We start from the raw sequence: 22,663 nt of genomic DNA, 5'->3' as shown, positions 1-22,663 counted from the left end.
ACCCTCATGAGCAATCTTCCCAAGGTCGCGTGGATCGGTCTCGGCATCATGGGCTCCCCCATGTCCGAGAACCTGATCAAGGCCGGCTACTCGGTCACCGGCTTCACCCTGGAGCAGGACAAGCTGGACCGCCTCGCCGCGGCCGGCGGCACCGTCGCCGGCTCGATCGCCGAGGCCGTCAAGGACGCCGACGTGATCATCACGATGGTGCCCGCCTCCCCGCAGGTCGAGGCCATCTCCTACGGCCCCGAGGGCATCCTGGAGAACGCCAGGGCGGGCGCGCTGGTCGTCGACATGTCGTCGATCACCCCGCAGACCTCGGTCGACCTGGCGAAGAACGCCAAGGAGAAGGGCATCCGCGTCATCGACGCCCCCGTCTCCGGCGGCGAGGCCGGCGCCATCGAGGCCGTCCTGTCGATCATGGTGGGCGGCGAGCAGGCCGACTTCGACGAGGCCCTCCCGATCCTGGAGACCCTCGGCAAGGTCATCGTGCTGTGCGGTCCGCACGGCTCGGGCCAGACGGTGAAGGCCGCCAACCAGCTGATCGTCGCCGTGAACATCCAGGCGTGCGCCGAGGCCGTGGTCTTCCTGGAGAAGTCCGGCGTGAACCTCCAGGCCGCCCTGGACGTCCTCAACGGCGGTCTGGCCGGCTCCACGGTCCTGACCCGCAAGAAGGACAACTTCCTGAACCGGGACTTCAAGCCCGGCTTCCGGATCGACCTGCACCACAAGGACATGGGCATCGTCACCGACGCCGCCCGCAACGTCGGTGCGGCCCTCCCGGTCGGCGCCGTGGTCGCCCAGCTGGTCGCGTCCCTGCGCGCCCAGGGCGACGGCGGCCTGGACCACTCGGCCCTGCTGCGTGCCGTCGAGCGCCTCTCCGGCCAGCAGGTCTGACCCGCCCCCCGTCCTGACGGGGCCCTGATTTCCGGGCGGCGGTGGCGCTGACACCTGTCCTGTCGCGCCCAGGCGCCGCCGCCGTCCGGAACACCACACTTCAATTTCAACAAACTGTTGACGCTGCTCGGCGGGCGTACATACGCTCCGGAGCACTCCCAGCAGTGCAGCTCCCGTACGGAAGGTCACGATGTCGAAGCGCGTGCTTACGACCGAGTCCGGCGCCCCTGTCGCCGACAACCAGAACTCCGCCACCGCCGGCGTCGGTGGCCCGATCCTGCTCCAGGACCAGCACCTGCTGGAGAAGCTCGCGCGCTTCAACCGTGAGCGCATCCCGGAGCGCGTGGTGCACGCCCGCGGCTCCGGCGCGTACGGCTACTTCGAGGTGACCGACGACGTCACCGCGTACACCAAGGCGGACTTCCTCTCCGAGCCGGGCAAGAAGACCGAGACCTTCCTGCGCTTCTCGACCGTGGCCGACTCGCTCGGCGGCGCGGACGCGGTCCGCGACCCGCGCGGCTTCGCGCTGAAGTTCTACACCGAGGAGGGCAACTACGACCTCGTCGGCAACAACACCCCGGTGTTCTTCATCAAGGACCCGATCAAGTTCCCCGACTTCATCCACTCGCAGAAGCGCGACCCGTTCACGGGCAAGCAGGAGCCGGACAACGTCTGGGACTTCTGGGCGCACGCCCCCGAGGCCACCCACCAGGTGACCTGGCTCATGGGCGACCGCGGCATCCCCGCCTCGTACCGTCACATGAACGGCTACGGCTCGCACACCTACCAGTGGACCAACGAGGCGGGCGAGGCCTTCTTCGTCAAGTACCACTTCAAGACGAACCAGGGCATCCGCTCCCTCTCCGGCGAGCAGGCCGCCGAGCTCGTCGGCAAGGACGCGAACTCGCACCAGACCGACCTGCTCCAGTCGATCGAGCGCGGCGTGAGCCCCTCCTGGACCCTCTACGTCCAGGTGATGCCGGCCGCCGAGGCCGCCGACTACCGCTTCAACCCCTTCGACCTCACCAAGGTGTGGCCGCACAGCGACTACCCGCTGCGGCGCGTGGGCCGCCTGGTCCTCGACCGCAACCCGGACAACGTCTTCGCCGAGGTCGAGCAGGCCGCCTTCTCCCCGAACAACTTCGTTCCGGGCATCGGCCCCTCCCCCGACAAGATGCTCCAGGGCCGTCTCTTCGCCTACGCGGACGCCCACCGCTACCGCCTCGGCGTCAACCACACCCAGCTGCCGGTCAACGCCCCCAAGGCGACCGTCGCGGACAACTACGGCCGCGACGGCTACATGGCCACCCGCAACGGCTCGCGCCACGACAAGAACTACGAGCCCAACTCGTACTCCGGTCCCGCGCAGACCGACGCCGCGCTCTCCGCGCCGCTCGCCATCCACGGCTGGACCGGCACCCACGCGGCGCCGCAGCACGCCAAGGACGACGACTTCTTCCAGGCCGGTGAGCTCTACCGCCTGATGTCCGAGGACGAGAAGGGCCGCCTGATCGCCAACATCGCCGGTGGCCTCTCCCAGGTCTCCCGCGAGGACATCATCGAGAAGAACATCGCCCACTTCGCCGCCGCCGACGCCGACTACGGCAAGCGCGTCGAGGAGGCCGTCCGCGCCCTGCGCGAGGACTGATCCTCCGAACACCCAGACAGCGTACGGTGCCTGACGGGAGGTCAGCACTGTACGCGGTCCGGATCACCGGCCCGGATGAGGGGTGGTCGGCGAACCGGACAGCGTGAGGACCGCGGCGGCGCCGAGCCAGTGCGGTGGTAAGGACGCCCGGCCCCCTTCCCGACCTGAGGGGAGGGGACCAGCCGAAGCGCCCGTCGGCACCGCCGCGGTCCCAACGCCCCTCCCCCGGCAGCACGTCCGGGGAGGACATCACAGACTCCGCCCGGCGGCGCGAACGTCCTGTCGCGCCAGCCTCGCACCGTCGGGCGGGCATCACGTGCGCTGTGCGGTTTACGGTCCCGCACCGCGCGCACCAAGGCCGAGGCCTGACCCACGCACAGGGGTCAGGCCTCGGCCCTTTGCCGTGCCCCGGCGAGGCCCAGGGCGAGGGTGACCGCGAGCGAGGCGACGGCCAGCAGGCTCATCGCCGCGGCGGGCGAGGTGAGTTGGGCGAGGCCGCCGGCCAGCGCCGCGCTCAGCCCCTGGAGGGCGAGCATCCCGGAGGTGTGCAGCCCCAGCGCGTGCCCGCTCAGCTCCTCGGGGACCAGCGCCATCAGCCGCTCCTGGTAGAGCAGGCTCGCGCCGTAGCCGACGGCCGACACCGTGATGGCGACGACCGCGAGCGGCGGCCCCGGGTCGAGCGCGAAGAGGAGGTACGGGGCGGCCAGCAGCGCCTGGAGCGGCGCGGCCGCCCGGGCCCGCAGCCCCGGCGGCAGGAACCGTCCCACCGCGATGTCCCCGGCCAGCATCCCGAGCGCGGCGCAGGCGAACAGCAGGCCCGCGCGCTCGGGGGCGTACGGCACGAAGAGCGACTCGCAGCCCACGATCAGCCCGTTGGGCACCCACAGGGCCAGGTAGACGCGCCGCCGGGGCCCCGAGGACCACAGCCGGGCGTTGGTCCGCCAGGTCTCGGCGACCGAGACCCGCCCGCTCGCGCGCGGGGCACGCCGGGACAGACCGCGCCCGGCGACCAGGGCCGCCAGGAGATAGAGGACCGCCCCGGTCGCCAGCGTGCCGCGCGGCGCGAGCAGCGCAAGGAGCAGGCCGCCCGTGGCGAACCCGACGATCTGGCAGACCCCGGTCGACATGTTGAAGACGGACCGCCCCAGCAGGAAGGCGTCCGGGTGCAGGACCTCGCGCAGCAGCCCGTACCGCACGCCGCCGCCCAGGGAGCCGACGAGCCCCTGGAGGAAGAGGAGCGCGAACACGGCCCCGACGGGCAGCCCCGGGACCGTCTGCGCCGCGGTGCCGGCCGCGAACGCGAACGAGACGCCGACGAGGGCCGCACGGGGCGGCACCCGGTCTGCGGCCGACAGGAGCGTGGTCGCGCCGACCAGCTGCGCGAGCGCAGGCCCGAACATGGCGAGCGCGGAGAGCAGCGGGGAGCCCGTCGCCCGGTAGACGAGCGTGGCGAGGCCCAGACCCGACACGGTCTGGGCGGCGATCTGGGCGGCGCCGCTGAGGAAGAGGGGGGTGAACTCGGGGGTGCGGAAGAGGTCGCGGTAGCGGGGGGATCCGAGGACCGGAGGGTACGGGCGCATGCCCGGAGTCTCGGGGAGGTCCGTGTGCGCCCGGTACTGTTTCGCGTGCGGGCGAAAGGACGGGAGGCGGGGGCGCGTGGGCTGGTGGCAGATCGGGGCGGACTCCCTGGCCGGGAGCCGGTTCGTCATCTCCCCGCTGGCCGAGACGATCGCCGCGCTGAAGACCCTGCACGCCGCGGCCGGCGCCCACCCGGGCGAGCGCGCCTGGCTGGCCGGGCACCTCCCCGCGTACCGGGCCCGCCTCGCGGCCGACCCGGTCGACGCCCTTCTCGTACGGGCCGCCATCGGGCCGACCTGGAACGCGGACTTCCTGACGCCGACGCCGCTCGGCGAGGGTGAGCGGAGCTTCGAGGAGGAGGTCGTGGCCGTCCGGGAGACCGAACCCGGCGCCGCCGTACCACAGTTGGAGGTCTCCGTGGGCGGCCCCGTACCGGAGCCGCTGCGCTCGGCCCGCGATCTGCCGCTCCGGATGGCGGGTGTCCTGGAGTGGGTGTGGCGGGAGACGGTGCTGCCCGACTGGGCGCGCCGCCGCCGGATCCTGGAGGCCGATGTGGTGGCCAGGACCGCGCGGTTGGGCCAGGGCGGCTGGGCGGCGGCGCTCGACGAGCTGTGCCCCGGCAGGATGCGCTGGCTGGGCGACGGCCGCCTCCAGGTCAACCCCCGCGCGTATCCGCCGAGATGGGTCGACGGCGGCCGGCTGCTCTTCGTGCCGGTGACCCCGGCGAAGGGCTGGGTGTCCTGGGAGGGCTCGGAGCGGTCCGCGATCGTGTACGCGTGCTCCGGCACCCTGGCCGACACGGCGGGTCCTGCCGTGCCCGAGGCCCTGGGCGCCCTGCTCGGCGCGGCGCGGGCCGGGGTCCTCGTACGACTCGAAGACCCCAAGTCGACCAGTCAGTTGGTGGCGCTGACGGGTCAGGGCCTCGGGTCGGTCGGGCGGCATCTGAAGGTGCTCCTCGACGCCGGGCTCGTACGGCGCAGGAGGGCGGGGCGTTCGGTGCTGTACGACTGGACGGAGGCGGGCGCCGTCCTCGTACGGGCGCAGGGCATGTGAAAGGCGACGGCCCCCGCCCCGGTGCTCGTCGGGGCGGGGGCCGTCGCTCGTACGGCTGCCGGATCAGACCTGGAGGGCCTTGATCGCGGTGGGCGCGTGGCCGGGCTCGGTGGCCAGCTCCTCGAACTCGGTGACGTCGCTCATGTCGACCGTCTTGCTCATCGCGATGTTGGTGATGCGCTCCAGGATCGCCTCGACGACGACCGGGACCTGGAACTCGACGGCCAGCTTCTTGGCCTCTTCCAGCGCCTCGCCCAGCTTGTCCGGGTCGGTGACGCGGATCGCCTTGACGCCGAGGCCCTCGGCGACCTTGACGTGGTCGACGCCGTAGACGCCGATCTCGGGGGTGTTGATGTTCTCGAATTCGAGGTTGACCTCGAAGTTGATGCCCAGGTTGCCCTGCGCCTGACGGATCAGGCCCAGGTACGCGTTGTTCACGAGGACGTGGACGTAGGGGACCTTGTGCTGGGCGGCGACCGCCAGCTCCTCGATCATGAACTGGAAGTCGTAGTCGCCGGAGAGGGCGACGACCGGGGTCTCCGGGTCCGCGGTGGCGGCGCCGATGGCGGCCGGGATGGTCCAGCCGAGCGGGCCGGCCTGGCCGCAGTTGATCCAGTGGCGCGGCTTGTAGACGTGCAGGAACTGCGCGGCGGCGATCTGCGAGAGGCCGATGGTGGTGACGTAACGCGTCTCCGGGCCGAAGGCCTTGTTCATCTCCTCGTAGACGCGCTGCGGCTTGATCGGGATGTCGTCGAAGTGCGTACGGCGCTGGAGGGTTGCCTTGCGCTCCTGCGCGGAGGCGGCCCAGGCGGAGAAGTCCGGCAGGGTGCCGGCGGCCTTCCACTCCTTGGCGATCTCGACGAAGAGCTCCAGGGCGGCCTTGGCGTCGGAGGCGATGCCGTAGTCCGGGGCGAAGATCTTGCCGATCTGGGTGGGCTCGACGTCGACGTGGACGAACTTCCGGCCCTTGGTGTAGGCGTCCATGTTGTAGCCGGTGTGGCGGTTGGCCCAGCGGTTGCCGATGCCGAGGACGAAGTCCGACTCCAGGAAGGTCGCGTTGCCGTAGCGGTGCGCGGTCTGGACGCCGACCATGCCGGCGGCCAGCTCGTGGTCGTCCGGGATGGTGCCCCAGCCCATGAGGGTGGAGATGACGGGGATGTTCGTCAGCTCGGCGAACTCGACGAGCAGGTCGGAGGCGTCGGCGTTGATGATGCCGCCACCGGCGACGATCAGCGGGCGCTCGGACTCCAGGAGGAAGCGCAGCGCCTTCTCGGCCTGGGCGCGGGTCGCGGACGGCTTGTAGACCGGCAGCGGCTCGTACGTCTCCGGGTCGAACTCGATCTCGGTGAGCTGGACGTCGATCGGCAGGTCGATGAGGACCGGGCCGGGGCGGCCGGAGCGCATCAGGTGGAAGGCCTGCTGGAAGACGCCGGGGACCTGCGCGGCCTCCAGGACGGTCGTCGCCGCCTTGGTGACCGGCTTGGCGATCGAGGCGATGTCGACGGCCTGGAAGTCCTCCTTGTGCAGCTTCGAGACCGGGGCCTGGCCCGTGATGCAGAGGATCGGGATCGAGTCGGCGATGGCCGAGTACAGGCCGGTGATCATGTCGGTGCCGGCGGGGCCGGAGGTGCCGATGCAGACACCGATGTTGCCCGCCTTGGCACGGGTGTAGCCCTCGGCCATGTGGGACGCGCCCTCGACGTGCCGGGCGAGGGTGTGGGCGACCCCGCCCACGTTCTTGAGCTCCCGGTAGAAGGGGTTGATGGCCGCGCCGGGCACACCGAACGCGTTGGTGACGCCTTCGCGCTTGAGGATCTCAACGGCCGCTGCGGCGGCGGTCATACGAGGCATGGGAGTGCTCCTGCTTCGGCCAGGGGGAGACAAGCGCGCCGGGGCTCCGGCGGGGGTCTTCGGCGCCTTGTTTCCATAATGCGGAAGTACTGTTCTGCTATACGGAAGCAATGTAGGTGGGCCGGAGGAGAGGCGTCAAGGGACGATCTGCCGGCGCCCGGCCCGAGGTGGCCGAAGTGGCTCCCCCGGGCGGCCGGATTGGTGGACGATGGGTGCGCGAGCAGAGGGGGTTCGGTGTGGGTGAATCGGTACAGGTGCGCTGCCCGGAATGCCTCCGTACGCAGAGATACGCGCCCCCCGCCTTCCCCTGCCCGTGCGGCACCCCGATCGCGCCCCCGCTGATCGAGGGCGCGCCCGCCCGCCCGGTCACCCACCGCAACTGGTCGGAGGAATGGGTCACCGTCCTCTGCCCCACCTGCACCCGCGCCACCGACTGGCCACACCCGGAACTGGGGTGCGCGTGCGGGGCGGTGCTGCGGGTGCCGGTGAGGGGGGTGGGGTATGAGGAGGGGGTGGGGTTGGAGGGGCCGGTGGGGGGCGAGCCCCCGGAGGACGGGCCCCCCGAGGCCGGTACACGCGCCGCGTCGGGAGCCGTCAGTGCCGCCCCACCTGCGACATCCGGCTCCGCCGACACCGCTCCGCCCGCCCCGCCCGCCGCACCCGGCTCCGCCGGACCGCCGCACGCGTCCACGGCGGGGCCCGGGCCGGCCGACCTGCCCGAGGCCGTGCACCGGAGCGCCACCCCGGCCCCGGCCCCGACCCCCGCCGCCTCCCCCGTATCCGGCCCCGACGAGTTCCCCACCTTCACCCAGCGTCACCCCTCCCCCCTCACTCCCCCACACCCCGCCCCCCTCCCCGCCCGGCCCGCGTTCCGGCCCGTGACCATCAGGACCGCGCGGGACGCGGTGGCGGCCTCGGCCGGGTATCTGCGGTGGCTGGGGTTCCGGGACGTCGTGCAGCCGGAGGAGCGGTCCACGGTGGCCGTGGATCTACGGGGGCCCGGGCTCGTCGCGCAGGTGGATCCGAGCACCCGGCCGACGGGGCTGCGGGCCGTGGAATGCCTGTGGCTCAACGGGCTGAGCAACGGGTCGACCAGCGTCTGCTTCTCCCTCGCGGGCTACACCCCGGAGGCCCACGAGCGCGCCGAGGGCCTGGGCATCCCGCTCTTCGTGCTCGACCTCACGGGCACCCCGCAGCCCGTCAACGCTCCCGCCGACGCCCTCATCGACGCCGGAGCCGCCTAGCATTTCCGGCCATTCACGGGTGACGACCGGCCCTCCCCCGGGCACAACACCATCGGGGGGTGAACACCATGACGACGGGGACGTGGTGGATCTTCGGAGTGTCGCTCGGTCAACTGGCGCTGGCGGTCGTGCTGTTGCGTACCCGCAGCGGGGGGCGGCCCGAACTGCCCCCGCAGGCCCTGGCGCTGCTGCGCGGCGGCCCGCGGGCGGCCGTCACGGTGGCGCTGGTCGCCCTGCACCAGCGCGGCGCGGTCGCCGCCGGACGCCGGGGCACGATTCGCGCCAACGGCGGGGCCGGCCGCACCCGCGACCCGCTCCAGCTGGGCGTCCACCGCTCGCTGCAACGGGCCCTGGCGCTAAGGGTCTTGGCGACCCGCCCGAAGGCCCGCCAGGCTCTCGACGCGCTGCGCGCGGAGCTCGGCGGAACGGGTCTGCTGCGCCCGCCCGGGCGACTGCGGGCGGCCCGCTTTCTGCTGGCCTGCGTGCCGGTCACGGTGGGGGTGGGCCTGCTTGCCACGGGGATAACCGCTCCGGCCCTGCTGCTCGGCACGGTCCCGGTGCTCGCCGCCGCGCTCCTGCTCTGCGTGCCGCCGACGACCCGCGCCGCGCGCCGTCTCCTCGCGGGCCTGCGCGAGCGGCACCCGCTGCCCGCGCATCGCCGCGAGGTCACGGACGGCAAGGACGTCCTGCTCTACGTGGCGCTGTACGGCGACCCGGCCCTGGCCCTGCTCCTGCCGCACTTCTCCCGCGACGGCGGCCTGCTCCGCCGCCGACGCGGCAACCGCGACGACGGCTACGCGACCGGCCGCGGCTGGAACCCGGAGAACGGCCCGACCTGCACGAGCGGCGCCCCGGACTGACCGGGGCGCGAACCGGCCGGACCCGCCAGGCCACCAGACCCGCCAGGCCGCCAGGCCGCCAGGCCGCCAGGACCACCGGACCCCACCCGCCTGACGCCGGCTTCACACCGTCCGGTCCATACTGACGTATGCGCATCCGAGCGGCCGCACCGGCCGAACTCCCCCTGCTCCAGGACATCGAACGCGCCGCGGGCGAGGCCTTCCGCCCCCTGGGCATGGATGACATCGCCGACGACGAACCCCTCCCGCTGGACGTCCTGGAGGGTTACCGCAGCGCGGGCAGGGCCTGGGTCGCGGTGGACGCGGCCGATCGCCCCGTCGGGTATCTGCTGAGCGACACCGTCGACGGCGCCGCCCACATCGAGCAGGTCTCGGTCCACCCGGACGCCGCCCGCCGGGGCGTCGGCCGGGCGCTGATCGAGCATCTCGCGGGGGCCGCCCGGGAGCAGGGCCTGGCGGCCCTGACCCTGACGACCTTCGCCGAGGTCCCGTGGAACGCCCCGTACTACGCCCGGCTGGGCTTCCGCCGCCTGGAGGAGGGCGATCCGGCGCTCAGCGAGGGCCTGCGGGAGATCAGCCGCGCCGAGGCGGCGCACGGACTGGCCGCCTGGCCCCGGGTCTGCATGCGCCGCGAGGTGGCGGCGGCGCCCCGGGTCCCGGCGCCGAGCGCGGACCAGGCCGGTCAGCCCGCCCCGTAACGCTCCCGGAGCTCCACCTTCCGTACCTTCCCGCTCACCGTCATCGGGAACGCGTCCAGGATCTCCACCCGGCGGGGGATCTTGTAGTTCGCGAGGCGGTCGCGGCAGAAGGCGGTGAGGTCGTCCAGGGTGGGCGGGTCGGCCGGGTCGCGCGGGATCACGCAGGCCAGGATCTCCTCGCCGTACCGCGCGTCGGGGACGCCGACGACCTGGACGTCCGCGATCTTCGGGTGCGCGTAGAGGAACTCCTCGATCTCGCGCGGGTACACGTTCTCGCCGCCCCGGATGATCATGTCCTTGATCCGGCCGACGATCTGGACGTACCCGTCCTCGCGCAGCACGGCGAGGTCGCCGGTGTGCATCCAGCGGCCCGGGTCGATCGCCTCGGCGGTCTTCCCGGGCTCGTCCCAGTAGCCGAGCATGACGCTGTAGCCGCGGGTGCACAGCTCGCCGGCGGTGCCGCGCGGGACGGTGAGGCCGGTGGCCGGGTCGACGACCTTCACCTCGACGTGCGGCAGCACCCGGCCGACCGTGCCCGTACGCCGCTCCAGGTCGTCGTCGCGGCGGGTCTGGGTGGAGACGGGCGAGGTCTCGGTCATGCCGTAGCAGATGGACACCTCGGCCATGTTCATCTCGGCGACCACCCGCTTCATGACCTCCACCGGGCACGGCGAGCCCGCCATGATCCCGGTACGGAGGGTGGAGAGGTCGTACGAGGCGAAGTCGGGCAGGCCGAGTTCGGCGATGAACATCGTCGGCACGCCGTACAGGGAGGTGCAGCGTTCCTCCTGCACCGCGCGGAGGGTGGCGGCCGGGTCGAAGGACGGGGCCGGGATCACCATGCAGGCGCCGTGCGAGGTGGCGGCGAGATTGCCCATGACCATGCCGAAGCAGTGGTAGAAGGGCACCGGGATGCAGATCCGGTCCTGCTCGGTGTAGGCGATCATCTCGCCGACGAAGTAACCGTTGTTGAGGATGTTGTGGTGGGAGAGGGTGGCGCCCTTCGGGAAGCCGGTCGTGCCCGAGGTGTACTGGATGTTGACCGGTTCGTCGCAGGAGAGCGCGGCCGGTGCGACGCCCTCCGGCGCGGTGCGCGCGAGGAGTTCGTCCCAGCTCGCGTCGCCGAAGTAGACCACCTCGCGCACCTGCGGGCAGGCCGGGCGCACTTCCTCGACCATGGCGCGGTAGTCGCTGGTCTTGTGCGCGAGGGAGGCGAACAGCAGGGTGATCCCGGCCTGGTCGAGGACGTACCGCAACTCGTGGGAGCGGTAGGCCGGGTTGATGTTGACCATGATCGCGCCGATGCGGGCGGTGGCGTACTGCACGAGCACCCACTCGGCGCAGTTGACCGCCCAGATGCCGACGCGGTCGCCCTTGCGGACCCCGCTGCCGAGGAGCGCGCCCGCCAGCCGGTCGACGTCGGCGCCGAACTCGGCGTACGTCCAGCGGCGCCCGGTGGGCACGTCGACGAGCGCCTCCCGCCCGGGCCAGGCGGCGACGGCCCGGTCGAGGTTGGCACCGATGGTGTCACCGAGGAGGGGCGTGGGGTCGGCGCCGTGGGCATAGGAGGGCTCGGCGGCGGAACCGGCGGGCACGGCGGGACCGGCGGGCACGGCGGGACCGGCGGAGGTGTCGTCGTAGCTCACGCGAGGTCCCCCTCGGCGTACTCGGTCCCGCCCTGCCCCTCGGCGGTCAGCCGGCGCAGCTCCACCCGGCGGATCTTGCCGGAGACGGTCTTGGGCAGGTCGGCGAACTCGATCCGCCGGATCCGCTTGTAGGGCGCGAGGACCTCCCGGGAGTGCGCGAAGAGCGCCTTCGCCGTGTCGGCGTCCGGCTGCCAGCCCGCCGCGAGGACGACGTACGCCTTGGGGACGGCGAGCCGCAGCGGGTCGGGGGCGGGGACGACGGCGGCCTCGGCGACGGCCTCGTGCTCCAGGAGCGCGCTCTCCAGCTCGAACGGCGAGATCTTGTAGTCGCTCGCCTTGAAGACGTCGTCGGCGCGTCCCACGTACGTGATGTAGCCGTCGGCGTCGCGGGAGCCGATGTCGCCGGTGCGGTAGTAGCCGCCGGCCATGGCCTCGGCCGTACGCTCCGCGTCGCCGTGGTAGCCGGTCATCAGGCCGACGGGGTGGGCGGCGAGATCGAGACAGATCTCGCCCTCGTCGACGCCGGCCCGCCCGCTGGCGGGATCGACGAGGGTGACGACGAAGCCGGGGCTGGGCCGCCCCATCGAGCCCTCCTTGAGCCGCTGACCTGGGCTGTTGGAGACCTGCACGGCCGTCTCGGTCTGGCCGAAGCCGTCCCGGACGGTGACGCCCCAGGCGCGCCGCACGGCCTCGATGACCTCGGGGTTGAGCGGTTCGCCGGCGGCGACGACCTCGCGGGGCGGGGTGGCCAGCTGGCCGAGGTCGGCCTGGATGAGCATGCGCCACACGGTGGGCGGGGCGCAGAAGCTGGTGACGCCGTGCCGGTCCATCTCGGCCATCAGACGGGCCGGGTCGAAGCGGCTGTAGTTGTGGATGAAGACGGTCGCCTCGGCGTTCCAGGGGGCGAAGAGGTTGGACCAGGCGTGCTTGGCCCAGCCGGGCGAGGAGATGTTGAGGTGCACGTCGCCGGGCTGGAGACCGATCCAGTACATGGTCGCCAGGTGCCCGACGGGGTACGAGGCGTGGGTCTGCTCCACCAGTTTGGGGCGGGCGGTGGTGCCGGAGGTGAAGTAGAGCATCAGGGTGTCGTCGGCGAGGGTGACGCCGTCCGGGGTGAAGTCGGCGGACTCGCGGTAGGCGTGCTCGTAGCCGAGCCAGCTCACGCCGTCGCCGCCGACGGAGATCCGGGTGTAGTCGCCGGGCACGTCGTCGAACTTGGCGGTGTCCTCGGCGCGGACCAGGACATGGCGGGCGCGGCCCCGCTCGACCCGGTCGCGCAGATCGGCGGGGCCGAGGAGCGGGGTGGCGGGGATGACGACGGCGCGCAGCTTCATCGCGGCGAGCATGGTCTCCCACAGTTCGGCCTGGTTGCCGAGCATCACGATGATCCGGTCGCCGGGCCGGACACCCTGGGCGCGCAGCCAGTTGGCGACCTGGTTGGAACGGGCGGACATCTCCGCGAAGCTCAGCCGGGTCTCGGTGCCGTCCTCCTCGACGATGTGGAGGGCGGTCCGGTCGTTGCCGGCGGCGATGACGTCGAACCATTCGAGCGCCCAGTTGAAGCGCTCGGGCCGGGGCCAGGTGAAGCCCTCGTACGCCGTGGCGTAGTCCTCGCGGTGCCGGAGCAGGAAGTCCCGCGCCTCCCGGAACCCCGTGGTCGCGTCCGTCTCGCTGGCTGCCGTCATGTGCCCTCCTCGTTGCGGGACCCGTCCCGGACATCGTGTAATCGGTGACCCAGGTCTCACTACCCCCGTTCGGGGGTAGTGCGCGCCGCCGGAAGGAGAACGAACGGTGCCCGAGCACGTCGAATCGGTGGAGCTGCGCGGCGCCCTGCTGCGGCTGCGCCGCACCACCGGTCTCCAGGTGGTGTTCGGGGGCCTGCTGCACGACGGCCGCGCGATGCGGATCGCGGAGCTGAACGGGGCGGTGACGCCGGCCCTGCACGGGCTGACGATCTCGACCGGCTCCGGTCTGGGCGGCAAGTGCCTGGCCCTGTCGCGGCCGTGCGCGGTGACGGACTACGCCTCCGCCCGGCACATCACCCACGAGTACGACGGCCCGGTCTCGGCGGAGGGGCTGCGCTCGGTGATCGCGGTGCCCCTCGTCGTACGCCGTCAGGTGCGTGGGGTGCTGTACGGGGCGCTGCGCGAGTCCCTGCCGATCGGCGAGCGGGTCTTCGACGCGGCGGTCGCGGCCGCCCGGGACGTCGAACAGGCCTTCGCCGTACGGGACGAGGTGCGGGAACTGTACGCGCGCACCGCGAGCCCCGGCCCGTCCTGGGAGGAGGTCAGGCAGGCGTACGGGGAGCTGCGCGAGCTGGCGCCGAAGGTGGCGGACCCGGAGCTGCGCGCCCGCCTGCTGGCGGTCTGCGGCCGCCTGGAGGCGGCCTCGGGCACGCCCGACGGCACCCGGGAGCGCACGGCGGCGGTGCTGCTGACCCCCCGGGAGACGGACGTCCTGGCGGCGGTGGCCTCGGGCGCGACGAACGCGACGGCGGCCCAGCGCCTGGGCCTGCGCCCGGAGACGGTGAAGGGCTACCTGCGCTCGGCGATGCGGAAGCTGGGCGCGCACACACGCCTGGAGGCGGTGGTGGCGGCGAGACGGGCGGGGGCGCTGCCGTGAGGGCCCTCACTTCTCCAGAACGATCTCGTACGGAACACCCTCCCCACCCATCATCCGCAGCGTCCGCTCGGCCTCGGCGGTGAGCTCGGCGCGCTGGGCACGGCTGACCGCCCCGAAGGGCTCGATGGTCAGGGTGGTCCGCTCCTTCCCCTCCTCCAGCTTCCAGAGCCCGGCGAGGAACCCGTCGAGGAGGAAGACGGGGTGGGACTGGTTGCCGGTCCAGGTGCGGCCCCGGAGCTCGGCGGGGACGACGCGGGTGCGGTCGGCGTGGGAGAGGAGGAGGTTGTCGAACTCGGGCAGGAAGCGCGCCGGTGCCGGGGTGTCCTCGTCGGGCCGGGGCGCGTCGGGAAGGTCGAACAGCTCGGTGCCGTGCTCGTCGCGGAAGACGAGCAGCCCCGGGCGCAGCCGTTCGAGGACGGGCCGCAGCCGGGTGAGCCCGCACCAGGTCTGCACGTCCCGGACGGAGGCGGGCCCGAAGGCGCCGAGGTAGCGGAGCACGGTCTCGTCGACGAGATGGTCGTCGACGGCGAGGTCGACGACACCGCCGTCGCCGAACCAGGAGCGGACGGTCGTGAGGGCGACCTGCCCGCTGCGCCGCCACAGCCCGCGGGGGGTGACCTGGACCATGAGCAGGAGGCAGCGGGCGGCGATGGTGAGCGACTGGGGGTCGGCCTGCGGCCACACCTCCAGGAGGTGGGTGCGCAGGTCCTTGGGCGTCCGGGGCCGCTCCTCCACGTACGCGGTGGCGAGCGCGGCGAGCCGGTCGAGGTCGACCCCGTCGAGCCCCTTGCGGAACATCCGCAGCTCGCGGTCGATGGCCCCGGCCTGGACGAGCCGGCGCAGGGCGACGGAGTCGCGGGCGGTGTGGGTGTGGACGGTGGACCGGAGGGAGACGATCCGGGCGACGGCGCGGGACTCCATGAGCCCGGAGAGCTCCTCGGGCCGGAACCCGTCGAGGCGGGCGGCGAGGGCGTAGTACGGGGGCTTGGTGTTCTGGGCCTGAAGACCGACGAGGTGATGGACGGCCTGCTCGGCGGTGAGCGGGGAGGGCCGGAGGAGGAGCTGACGGTCGAGGGTGGCCCGGTTGAGGGCGCGGGTGCTGAGGACCGGGGACGTCGTCGTGGAGGCCATGCGATCACGCTAACGTCGATCTAGGACAGCCACCGTCCTACTCCCCCAGCCCCCAGGCCCCCCTGCCCCCACCCCCCGGGACAATCCCCCATATATCCTGCACGGGAACGCCCAGCCCCACCCCACCCCACCCCCACCCCTACCCCCGCCCCCCTCCAGGAGGTGAACGCAGATGTCCGACCGCCGCCCCCGTGCGACCTGGCGCCGCCAGCCGGAGCAGCCGGCCCACGCGCACCAGTCGTCCGCGCCGACCACTCCCGCATCCCCGCCCGAGGAGCAGAAGCCGAGCGTGGTCCAGGCCACCCTCTACCGCGACGGCCGGCACGTCTCCTCCCCCACGACCCTCGCGGAAACCTTCCGGCAGCTGCGCGAGCACCCCGACGGCATGGCCTGGATCGGCCTGCACCGCCCGACGGAGAAGGAACTCCACTCGCTGGCAGCGGAGTTCGATCTGCACGAGCTGGCCGTCGAGGACGCGATGGAGGCCCACCAGCGCCCGAAGCTGGAGCGGTACGGCGACACGCTGTTCGTGGTGCTGCGGGCGGCCCGCTACCTGGACGCGCAGGAGGAGGTGGACTTCGGCGAGCTCCACGTCTTCGTGGGCCCCGACTTCGTGATCACGGTCCGCCACGGCGCGGCCCCGGACCTGTCCGCGGTCCGCCGCCGCATGGAGGAGGACCCGGACCTGCTGGCCCTGGGCCCGGAGGCGGTGCTGTACGCGATCCTGGACGCGGTGGTCGACGGTTACGCCCCGGTGGTGGCCGGCGTCCAGAACGACATCGACGAGATCGAGACCGAGGTCTTCGGCGGCGACCCGGCGGTGTCGCGCCGCATCTACGAACTCTCCCGGGAGATGGTCGAGTTCCAGCGCGCCACGCGCCCCCTGGTGGGCATGCTGCACGGCCTGATGGCGGGCTTCGCCAAGTACGGCACGGACGAGGAACTCCAGCGCTACCTCCGCGACGTGGCCGACCACGTGACCCACACCAGCGAACGCGTAGACGGCTTCCGCCAGGCCCTGACGGAAATCCTCACGGTCAACGGAACCCTGGTCACCCAACAACAGAACGCGGAGATGCGCGCCCTGGCGGAGGCGGGCTTCGAACAGAACGAGGAGATCAAAAAAATCTCCTCATGGGCGGCCATCCTCTTCGCCCCCACACTCGTGGGAACCATCTACGGCATGAACTTCGACACCATGCCGGAACTGCACTGGGCAGCCGGCTACCCCTTCGCAATCCTGCTCATGGCAGTGGTCTGCACAAGCCTGTACGTAATCTTCAAGAAGCGCGACTGGCTGTAACAGAGCCAGGACTGAGGGCCGATCCCCGTTCGCTGCCCGCTGAAGTGCGTGGTGGCCAGGAAGCCCGGCACTCCCGACCTCGCCATGACCGACGGCAAGGACGGAGCCACCGCAATCCGCGAGAGATTCGATCTCGGCTAGGTCTTGCCATGGCGACTCAGAGAGCTACCGTTCTTGTATGGACGTTATGACCCAAGAAGTCCACTTGGCGCTTAGCGGTCGCATTACGTTCGAGCAGGACATAAACGTTGCCCAGGCCGCCCAAGTAATCGGCATGCTTCAAGCGCCATCGGGATTGGAAAGCTCCACCCTCAGCCACGAGCTACCCGCTCTTCCTCCGGCAGTCGCCCTGACGACGGAAGAGGAAGCCGAAGAGCCTCCAGCACTTGAAGGGGCGCGTCGCCCCCGGCTCGCAGAGAGTCCGCGCCAAGCGCTGGAACTCTCGGGAGCGAAGACCCATGCGGAGAAGATGACAGCCTTCGCCGCCTACCTGCTCCAGGAGGAGGGGCATCAGACATTCACACAGAGTGACATTCGGCGGATGTTCCAGCGATCGCGCGAGCGCATTCCCTCACACTTCTCTCGCGATTTCGATCAGGCGGTGCGAGCCGGCTGGATCCATGAGGGAGAGGTCAAGGGCGAACACTTCATATCCGATGCCGCCAAGGACGTCATGGAGAACGGGTTCACCGAGCTCCGGAGCAAGCGCCGGGGCAAACGGGGCGGATCAGACCCTGTCTCGCGAGGAGGGAGGAAGAAACCGCGCACCGCGCCTCCTCCCGAGGCATTCGCCGGTTTGGACATACCCTCAACGATCGATGGTGTCCTGCCGTACCACCGGGTCAAGCTGAAGCGCGACAAACTCCTCTGGGTGCTCATGCTGGCCAAGGGCCTCGGCATCGAGGGCTTGCAAGGGGCAGAAGCAGCATGGCTCACGGACAAGCTGGGCGATGCCATACCCACACGTGACATGAATGGCAACTTCACCGGCCTCCGCCGCGCCGGATACGCGAACCGCTCTATGGGCGACAATTCCATGCGGATCACGGAACAAGGCGAGGAATACCTCAGGTCACTACGGGCGTGACCCCGTGGCACCAGGCGGCCAGCGCCATCAGCACATGGTCGCCGCCCGCGGCACGGGCGGTGCGGGAGCTGCTCAACTGCGCGTGCAGCTCCCGCACCCCGGCGAAATCGATTGTGGCGGGCCACAGTTGACGTAGACCCTGCTGTTCGTGGACGACCAGTTCGGCGCCGTGGCGCACTGTCCGCCCAGACCGGCGTGGACCGGGCAGCCGAGGCGGTCGGCGACCAGGCGGACCAGGGTGCGCATCTCGTACGAGGTGGAGACCCGAGGTCCCTCGACCAGTGGGGCGATGGAGGCCAGGTCGTCGAGGTCGGGCACCATCGCGCGGGGACAGGGAGCCCCCCCACCAAGGGCAGGCCCGTCAGGGCCGCCGCCAGCAGGCCGAAAGGCACCGGCCGCTGGGCGGCCGGCTACACCTTCGCGATCCCGCTCTTGTCGGCGGCCTCGGGGGCGTGAAGTCGGCGTCGCAGTCGAGGGGAGGTGATGGTGGGGGTGGAGTGACTGGGCCTAGGGGGGCGGGTGTTCGGGGTGTGGGGTGGGGCGGTGGTTGGTCGTATGAACCACCAGTTCACGTCCGTGGGTAGGGCTTCGGGACTGGTGGGACATCCACTGCATCTTCTTCGCGCCGCCGTGTTGGGTGGAGGTGACTCTCCCAACACGCCGTCGTGGGGCGACGCTTGCGTCGGTGTGCCGTGACATCCTCAAGGGGCAGGTACGTTGAAGAAATCCATACCTCGCGGAGCCGTGTTCGTGCTCGGCTCCGTAGGCGCGCTCGTGGTGGGGCTGGGTCTGGCGCCCGGCGCTCAGGCCGTGCCGGGGCCCGCCGTGTCCTTCGGTGGGGCGACCGCCGTCCCGCTGCCCTCGGGCTCCGGGAAGGGGACCGCCCCGGCGCTGGGCGACCTGAACGGGGACGGCAAGGCCGACCTCGTCACCCCGGTCAAGGGGTCGAACACCCTCGTGGCCGCGCTCGGCGACGGCAAGGGCGGCTTCGGGGCCGGTGTCTCCTTCGGGCTCGACGGCGGCCTCTTCCCTACGGCGGTCGCCCTCGCGGACCTCAACGGTGACGGGCGGCTGGACGCGGTCGTCGCCGCGGCCCTGACCAAGCGGCCCACGCAGCACGGCACGGAAGGCATGGGCAGCGTCGTCGAGCTGCTCGGTGACGGCAGGGGCGGATTCGCCCCGGCCACCTCCTACTTCGCGCCGACGCAGGTCAACCAGTCGACGGACGCCCTGTTCCCCGTCGACATCACGGTCGCCGACATGAACGGTGACGCCAGGCCCGACGTGCTCACGTCCAACAGCAACGGCGACAACGTCTCGGTGTGGACCAACGACGGCACGGGCGCGCTGGGCACCGCGAGCAACTACTACGTCGGCGGCGGCCGGCCCAGCGGCTACTCCGCCGGACAGCTGCGCCCTTCCGGCTTGAGGGCCGGGGATGTGAACGGCGACGGCAAGCCCGATGTGGTCACCGTGAACTCGGGTACGTCCGACATCTCCGTCCTCCTCGGTGACGGCAAGGGCCGTCTCGGCCCGGCCACCCGCTTCGCCGACGGCGTCTTCCTCGGGCGGGCCATCGCCCTCGGCGACGTGAGCGGGGACGGGAAGCCGGACGTCGTCGTCGCTCATACCGACCGGACGATCACTGTCTTCCTCGGCGACGGCGACGGATCCTTCGGCGCGCCCGTCACCCATCCGGTCGGCGGCAGCGCTCTCGAAGGCGTGGTCATCGCCGACGTCGACACGGACGGCAAGCCTGACCTGGTCACCGACAACGGCCCCGACAACCAGCCCACCGTCCTCCTCGGCGACGGCACGGGCACCTTCCGCAACGCCGGGCCGCCGTACGACACGAAGGCCGGCGCGAACGGCGCGTACGCCGTCGGAGACCTGAACGCCGACGGCCGGCCCGACCTGGCGGCCGCCTCCACCGCCACGGGCGTCGCGGCGCAGGTGCTGCTGAACACCTCGAAGCCGAAGCGGACGGCCCAGGCGATGGCGGTGCGGGTCGCCAAGGCGCCCGGTGTCCTGTCGATGGACGTGAACCTGCCGGCCGTGAACTTCGGCACGCTGACTCCCGGCACCGTCAGCTCCCCGGCCGGACTCGGCACGTTCACGTACACCGACACCCTCTCCACCACCGCGCCCTGGTCGGTGACCGTCGCCACCACCGACCTGGTCAGCGATAGCGGTAGCGGTAGCGGTAGCGGTAGCGGTACGGACATCATCGGGTGGCGGAATCTGAGGATCGCGACCGGCGGACACCTCAACGGGACCGGCGGCCAGTGGACGGGCATCGCCAAGCCCGGCCCGGGCGGGTACTTCCCCGAGGGGGCCGACCCGCAGCCGGGCACCAGCCTCTCCCCCGCCGTGACGATGGCGACCGGAGACGGCGGCACCCGCGGCGCGTTCACCCACGACGGGTCGACGGCCCAGTGGAACATCCCCACGGAGACGGTCCCCGGCTCGTACAGCGGCACCCTCCAGTACACGATCACCGGCTGAGCCCATGAACGGCTGTCCGCGCGCCCAGGGCGGCGCCCTCGCCACCCACCGGGCACGATTCCCCGCCCTGTGGAGCCTCCTCCTCACGGGCCTCATGCTCGGTCTGGCGCCGGGCGCGCGGGCAGCGCCGGCCCCCGTCCCCTCGCCCACTCCACCGGAATCCGCCGCGCGCGCGCCGTTCGGCGTACGGGCCGGGCTCTACGGTCTGACGACGCTGACCGGCGGGCACTTCGGTTACGCGCTCAAGGCCGGCGCCCGGATCGAGGATTCCGCGGTCGTCCACAACGAGAGCGACGAGGCCCGCACCTTCCACGTCTATGCCGCCGACGTCGCCAACGCGGCCGGCGGCGGGCTTGCCCCCGCGCAGGAGGGCCAGAGGATGCGTACGGTCGGGGCGTGGCTGAAGCTGGACTCCGAGGCCACCGTCACCGTGCCGCCGAAGGGCAGCGCCACGGTCCGGTTCTCCCTCGCCGTCCCCGACGGCACCCCGCCCGGCAGTTACCTCGGCAGTCTGGTCACCGCGCTCCGCACCCCCGCGGTCAGCGGTGGGGTGAACACCGAGACCCGTATCGCCCGGCTCGTCGAGCTCACCGTCCCCGGCACCGCCGATCTCCAGGTGTCCCTCACGGAACTGGAGCACCGGCCCGTGGGCGGCGGCGAGGAGTTCACCGTGACCGTACGCAACACGGGCAACGTCCTCTACACCTTCGCCGGCACGCTGAACATCACCGGCGGCTCCGCGCGTACCGTCCCGCTCACTCCCACCGGGATCTACGTGATCCCGGGCGGCAGCGCCACCCTCACCGGTCGGCTGGCCAACCTTCCCGCTCTCGGCCGGATCGCGGTCACCGCCTCCGTGACCGCCACGGTTCCCGGCGGCGCGGCGAAGACCGTGGACAGCAACACGGTCCGGCTGTCCTCCTTCCCCTGGCTCATCGCCACCCTCGCCGTCGCCGGGCTTCTCGCCCTGGCCCTCTCCCTCCTCATCACGCGCGAGCGGCGGCGTGCCTGGCTGCGGCGTCGCGCGGAGGAACGTGCGGCGCTGCGCGCGCTGCGGAGGGAACTGCGGGGAGGGAGCCCGTCTGCCGGGGAGGCCCATGCGGCGGGGACGGGCGGGGGCGGCGAGCATGGGTGAACCGGCCCGGGGGGCTGCCTGAGCCGTGCGGGCCGTGCGGGCCGTCCTGGCCGTGCGGGGCCGTACGGGTCGTCCTGGCCATGCGGGGCCGTGCAAGCTGTCCTGGCCATGCGGGCCGTCCTGGCCGTGCGGGCCGTACGAACCTTCCTGGCCATGCGGCCGTCCTGGCCGTGCAGGCCCTGCCGGCCATGCGCTGTCCGCCCGCAGTCAGGAGCCGAAAGCCGGACCGCGCGGAGGCGGAACCGTGCCAAGCAGTTCCCACAGCGGTACGGAGCCCGCGGCCCACTGGGCGAGGAGCTCGCGGTCCACCAGGTGAAGGCGCTGGGAACGGGCGAATTCGACTGCCTTGCTCGTGAAGCGGCCGTTGGTGACCAGTACGACGACATCGCCGTGGTGGACGGGGCGGCCGGTTCCGTTGAGCACGTGGAGGTCCGGAGTCCCGACCGCGGCGCCGGCCACACCGGCCTTGCGGTGCTTGCACTGGATGACCCACAGACGGCCGAAGGGATCAGTGGCCTTCACATCGGCGCCGTTGTCCCCGGCCCCGCCGACCCGGATCGTCTTGGGGCAGCCGTCGCGGCGCATCAAGTCCCGTACGGCTTCCTCGAACTGCTGGTGATGCAGGGCGTCGATCTGCGGCAGCGCGTAACGCAGCCCCTGGTCCCGCACCCGGTTCCGCCGGGCTGTCTCCCGGACCCGACGCAACCAGACCGCGCCGGCCGCCGCAGCGGCCAGCAGGAGCGCGAACACCGTCCAGGGGTGCGCGGCCAGCCACCGCAGGACACCGGCGACCAGACTCCACACCACCGCGAACAGCAGCAGGAGCAGCGCGGCCCGCTCCCAGCCCAGGGTCCGCGGCGAGCGGCGCCTCGCCGCACCACGCCTGGACGCCGGCCTACGGCGGGACGGGGACGGTGAACGGGGGCGGCGGCCGCCCTGACGGGGCGCGGGGCTCACGATCCGGCCTGCGAGATGCCCTGGACCAGCCGGCCGATCCCGTTGAAGATGCTCTGGCCCACCGGAGTCGGCGCGATCAGAATTCCCAGGGCCAGGATGAGGAACGCGGTATTGCGCTCCTCAAGACGGCTCCTGGCCTGCGTCCTGCGGCGCAGCCTCATCACCACGATGACCGCGAGCAGCACCGCCACGTTGATCGTCATCATGTGCCATCCACTCCCACCGGCCCTCACGCCTCGCGCGCTCCCCGGCGCCCCTGACCAGTGCACCCGCCCGCGCCCGCGCGGCGCAGGCGGTCGGTGAACGTTGGCGGGAACCCCGTCGGACACTGTCCGGTTGCCGCCCGGACACCTGTTCTCGCCCAGCCGGCCCGAAAGCCGCGGCTGTAAGGCCCTGCCCCCGGGATGTGCGGCGCCTGCCTAAGAGTTGTCCCGTTATCCCGTGAGAC

General features: G+C 72.0%; 18 protein-coding genes. 11 read left to right on the top strand and 7 right to left on the bottom strand.

Going from position 1 to position 22,663, the window contains the following annotated elements:
- Positions 1–6: 6 nt before the first annotated feature.
- Both ABTZ54_RS27350 and ABTZ54_RS27345 read left to right on the top strand, forming a co-directional pair.
- Complete coding sequence (locus tag ABTZ54_RS27350; RefSeq protein ID WP_351668028.1) at positions 7–897, top strand: 2-hydroxy-3-oxopropionate reductase; 891 nt, start codon at positions 7–9, stop codon at positions 895–897.
- Between the two features lie 190 nt (positions 898–1,087).
- The gene (locus ABTZ54_RS27345; RefSeq protein ID WP_351668026.1) at positions 1,088–2,545 is read left to right on the top strand and encodes a catalase; all 1,458 of its coding nucleotides are present in this window, start codon (positions 1,088–1,090) and stop codon (positions 2,543–2,545) included.
- A 383-nt stretch (positions 2,546–2,928) separates the two neighbouring features.
- On the opposite strand, the gene ABTZ54_RS27340 is transcribed toward ABTZ54_RS27345, so the two are convergent.
- Entirely contained in the window at positions 2,929–4,125 is a 1,197-nt protein-coding gene (locus ABTZ54_RS27340) for an MFS transporter (RefSeq protein WP_351668024.1), read from the bottom strand.
- A 76-nt stretch (positions 4,126–4,201) separates the two neighbouring features.
- Here ABTZ54_RS27340 and ABTZ54_RS27335 point away from each other — a divergent pair, with 76 nt between their 5' ends.
- Positions 4,202–5,176 carry an ArsR/SmtB family transcription factor gene (locus tag ABTZ54_RS27335; RefSeq protein ID WP_351668022.1) on the top strand — a complete coding sequence of 325 codons (975 nt, stop codon included), beginning with the start codon at positions 4,202–4,204 and terminating at the stop codon, positions 5,174–5,176.
- A 63-nt stretch (positions 5,177–5,239) separates the two neighbouring features.
- Here ABTZ54_RS27335 and gcl read toward each other — a convergent pair whose 3' ends face one another.
- Positions 5,240–7,027 (bottom strand): glyoxylate carboligase, encoded by a 1,788-nt coding sequence (gene gcl, locus ABTZ54_RS27330; protein WP_351668020.1) that lies wholly within the window; start codon positions 7,025–7,027, stop codon positions 5,240–5,242.
- An 878-nt stretch (positions 7,028–7,905) separates the two neighbouring features.
- Between gcl and ABTZ54_RS27325 the strand changes: the two genes are divergently transcribed.
- The 3 genes from ABTZ54_RS27325 (at position 7,906) to ABTZ54_RS27315 (ending at position 9,829) form a co-directional block, all read left to right on the top strand.
- Positions 7,906–8,271 (top strand): hypothetical protein, encoded by a 366-nt coding sequence (locus ABTZ54_RS27325; protein WP_351668018.1) that lies wholly within the window; start codon positions 7,906–7,908, stop codon positions 8,269–8,271.
- Positions 8,272–8,339: 68 nt separating this feature from the next.
- The gene (locus ABTZ54_RS27320) at positions 8,340–9,131 is read left to right on the top strand and encodes a TIGR04222 domain-containing membrane protein (RefSeq protein ID WP_351668016.1); all 792 of its coding nucleotides are present in this window, start codon (positions 8,340–8,342) and stop codon (positions 9,129–9,131) included.
- 128 nt (positions 9,132–9,259) lie between these two features.
- Positions 9,260–9,829: a GNAT family N-acetyltransferase gene (locus tag ABTZ54_RS27315; protein WP_351668014.1), complete on the top strand. Its 570-nt coding sequence runs from the start codon at positions 9,260–9,262 to the stop codon at positions 9,827–9,829.
- Here the strand turns inward: ABTZ54_RS27315 and ABTZ54_RS27310 are convergent.
- Together ABTZ54_RS27310 and ABTZ54_RS27305 are read right to left on the bottom strand one after the other, a co-directional pair.
- Positions 9,814–11,424 (bottom strand): AMP-binding protein, encoded by a 1,611-nt coding sequence (locus ABTZ54_RS27310; RefSeq protein WP_351668160.1) that lies wholly within the window; start codon positions 11,422–11,424, stop codon positions 9,814–9,816. The two genes, ABTZ54_RS27315 and ABTZ54_RS27310, sit on opposite strands and share 16 nt — an antisense overlap.
- A 47-nt stretch (positions 11,425–11,471) precedes the next feature.
- On the bottom strand, positions 11,472–13,160 hold the full coding sequence (locus ABTZ54_RS27305; RefSeq protein ID WP_351668012.1) for an AMP-binding protein: 1,689 nt from the start codon (positions 13,158–13,160) through the stop codon (positions 11,472–11,474).
- A 106-nt stretch (positions 13,161–13,266) separates the two neighbouring features.
- Between ABTZ54_RS27305 and ABTZ54_RS27300 the strand changes: the two genes are divergently transcribed.
- The gene (locus ABTZ54_RS27300; protein ID WP_351668010.1) at positions 13,267–14,097 is read left to right on the top strand and encodes a helix-turn-helix transcriptional regulator; all 831 of its coding nucleotides are present in this window, start codon (positions 13,267–13,269) and stop codon (positions 14,095–14,097) included.
- Positions 14,098–14,103: 6 nt separating this feature from the next.
- Here the strand turns inward: ABTZ54_RS27300 and ABTZ54_RS27295 are convergent, their stop codons facing one another.
- Positions 14,104–15,228 (bottom strand): winged helix DNA-binding domain-containing protein, encoded by a 1,125-nt coding sequence (locus tag ABTZ54_RS27295; protein WP_351668008.1) that lies wholly within the window; start codon positions 15,226–15,228, stop codon positions 14,104–14,106.
- Between the two features lie 172 nt (positions 15,229–15,400).
- Between ABTZ54_RS27295 and ABTZ54_RS27290 the strand changes: the two genes are divergently transcribed.
- The 4 genes from ABTZ54_RS27290 to ABTZ54_RS27275 all read left to right on the top strand — a co-directional run bounded on the left by ABTZ54_RS27290 (position 15,401) and on the right by ABTZ54_RS27275 (position 21,258).
- Positions 15,401–16,531, top strand: a complete 1,131-nt coding sequence (locus ABTZ54_RS27290; protein ID WP_351668006.1) for a magnesium and cobalt transport protein CorA — start codon at positions 15,401–15,403, stop codon at positions 16,529–16,531.
- A gap of 178 nt (positions 16,532–16,709) precedes the next feature.
- Entirely contained in the window at positions 16,710–17,618 is a 909-nt protein-coding gene (locus ABTZ54_RS27285; protein ID WP_351668004.1) for a hypothetical protein, read from the top strand.
- Positions 17,619–18,368: 750 nt separating this feature from the next.
- Positions 18,369–20,123 (top strand): FG-GAP repeat domain-containing protein, encoded by a 1,755-nt coding sequence (locus ABTZ54_RS27280; RefSeq protein WP_351668002.1) that lies wholly within the window; start codon positions 18,369–18,371, stop codon positions 20,121–20,123.
- Between the two features lie 4 nt (positions 20,124–20,127).
- The gene (locus ABTZ54_RS27275; RefSeq protein ID WP_351668000.1) at positions 20,128–21,258 is read left to right on the top strand and encodes a COG1470 family protein; all 1,131 of its coding nucleotides are present in this window, start codon (positions 20,128–20,130) and stop codon (positions 21,256–21,258) included.
- Positions 21,259–21,465: 207 nt separating this feature from the next.
- Here ABTZ54_RS27275 and ABTZ54_RS27270 read toward each other — a convergent pair whose 3' ends face one another.
- A complete protein-coding gene (locus ABTZ54_RS27270; protein WP_351667998.1) occupies positions 21,466–22,215 on the bottom strand; it encodes a restriction endonuclease in 750 nt (249 codons plus the stop codon).
- Complete coding sequence (locus ABTZ54_RS27265; protein ID WP_351667996.1) at positions 22,212–22,421, bottom strand: hypothetical protein; 210 nt, start codon at positions 22,419–22,421, stop codon at positions 22,212–22,214. Before ABTZ54_RS27265 ends, ABTZ54_RS27270 begins: the two co-directional genes overlap by 4 nt.
- Between the last annotated feature and the right edge of the window lie 242 nt (positions 22,422–22,663).

The sequence above is a fragment of the Streptomyces sp. NPDC094032 genome, from assembly GCF_040303965.1.
Classification (GTDB): domain Bacteria; phylum Actinomycetota; class Actinomycetes; order Streptomycetales; family Streptomycetaceae; genus Streptomyces.
The sequence above is the reverse complement of the archived record's forward strand: the minus strand, read 5'-3'. Positions and strand labels throughout refer to the sequence as shown.

What these genes read in the sequence shown, in the direction of transcription:
- ABTZ54_RS27275 (WP_351668000.1), top strand. Translation starts at nt 20,128, where the DNA reads ATGAACGGCTGTCCGCGCGCCCAGGGCGGCGCCCTCGCCACCCACCGG.
- ABTZ54_RS27285 (WP_351668004.1), top strand. Translation starts at nt 16,710, where the DNA reads ATGGACGTTATGACCCAAGAAGTCCACTTGGCGCTTAGCGGTCGCATT.
- ABTZ54_RS27320 (WP_351668016.1), top strand. Translation starts at nt 8,340, where the DNA reads ATGACGACGGGGACGTGGTGGATCTTCGGAGTGTCGCTCGGTCAACTG.
- ABTZ54_RS27295 (WP_351668008.1), bottom strand. Translation starts at nt 15,228, where the DNA reads ATGGCCTCCACGACGACGTCCCCGGTCCTCAGCACCCGCGCCCTCAAC.
- ABTZ54_RS27350 (WP_351668028.1), top strand. Translation starts at nt 7, where the DNA reads ATGAGCAATCTTCCCAAGGTCGCGTGGATCGGTCTCGGCATCATGGGC.
- ABTZ54_RS27290 (WP_351668006.1), top strand. Translation starts at nt 15,401, where the DNA reads ATGTCCGACCGCCGCCCCCGTGCGACCTGGCGCCGCCAGCCGGAGCAG.
- gcl (WP_351668020.1), bottom strand. Translation starts at nt 7,027, where the DNA reads ATGCCTCGTATGACCGCCGCCGCAGCGGCCGTTGAGATCCTCAAGCGC.
- ABTZ54_RS27345 (WP_351668026.1), top strand. Translation starts at nt 1,088, where the DNA reads ATGTCGAAGCGCGTGCTTACGACCGAGTCCGGCGCCCCTGTCGCCGAC.
- ABTZ54_RS27315 (WP_351668014.1), top strand. Translation starts at nt 9,260, where the DNA reads ATGCGCATCCGAGCGGCCGCACCGGCCGAACTCCCCCTGCTCCAGGAC.
- ABTZ54_RS27305 (WP_351668012.1), bottom strand. Translation starts at nt 13,160, where the DNA reads ATGACGGCAGCCAGCGAGACGGACGCGACCACGGGGTTCCGGGAGGCG.
- ABTZ54_RS27265 (WP_351667996.1), bottom strand. Translation starts at nt 22,421, where the DNA reads ATGATGACGATCAACGTGGCGGTGCTGCTCGCGGTCATCGTGGTGATG.
- ABTZ54_RS27340 (WP_351668024.1), bottom strand. Translation starts at nt 4,125, where the DNA reads ATGCGCCCGTACCCTCCGGTCCTCGGATCCCCCCGCTACCGCGACCTC.